At 51.6% G+C, this 790-nt stretch carries 1 protein-coding gene; it reads right to left on the reverse strand.

Annotated elements, in window-relative coordinates:
* A partial coding sequence (locus AYW75_RS18400; protein ID WP_407943040.1) for a calcium-binding protein occupies window positions 1-790 on the reverse strand: 790 nt, incomplete at both ends.

Here is a 790-nt window from a genome sequence, read left to right on the forward strand (position 1 = left end):
TGACCTTGAGAGCTTTGTGCGCCCTGAAGGACATCGTTCCCTGTGCCGCCGTAAAGCGTATCGTTTCCTGTACCACCGACGACTAAATCGTTGCCTTTATCACCATAGAGCTGGTCATCGCCGCCTTTCGAGCCGACGGTGTCATCCCCCGCACCACCGTGCAGCTCGTCGTCTTCTGCACCAAGTACAATGTTTTGTGTACCTTGTCCCGCAAAGACGGTGTTGGAGCCTGCCCCGCCGCGTATCGTTGCACTGCCTGTAATCACGGAGAATTCAATATCGTCCAACTGCAAGAGTGAACCGCTGGGTAACTGGCGCATATCAATAACGACGGCTTCTTGGAAGCTGGTGTTATTGGAACCGGTTAAGCGAATCGGTGTGGTGCCTGCATTGCTTGACGAGGTGGTTAAGGTCACTTGGTTGACCCAAAGAGAGTTGCTACTGTTGAGTAAATTGTCGAGGAAGGTGGTGCCGGCATTTTCCATGTCGGACTCATCATCCGCCTCTTCATCTGTTGTAGTGCTTTGAATGAGACTAATCAAGTCGTTGGCAGTGTTTTGCTGAGCTGCTGTGCTATTGCCACGAGCGGTAATACCAACGCCTGTTGGCAAGCTGATGGAGGTAACGACTTGAGTGCTATCATTGTTGTCAAAATGCAAGGGCACATCGGCATCAGGCGTATTGCTATTAGTGTCTTGGCGATTGCTTGATATCGGAGCCACAGTGACAGTTTCGATGGTTTGGCCTTGAGCATTGGTTTGTGTGGACTGTGTGACCGTGGCGCCGTCTA

This window comes from Marinomonas atlantica, from assembly GCF_001639725.1.
In the GTDB taxonomy this organism is placed as follows: Bacteria; Pseudomonadota; Gammaproteobacteria; order Pseudomonadales; family Marinomonadaceae; genus Marinomonas; species Marinomonas atlantica.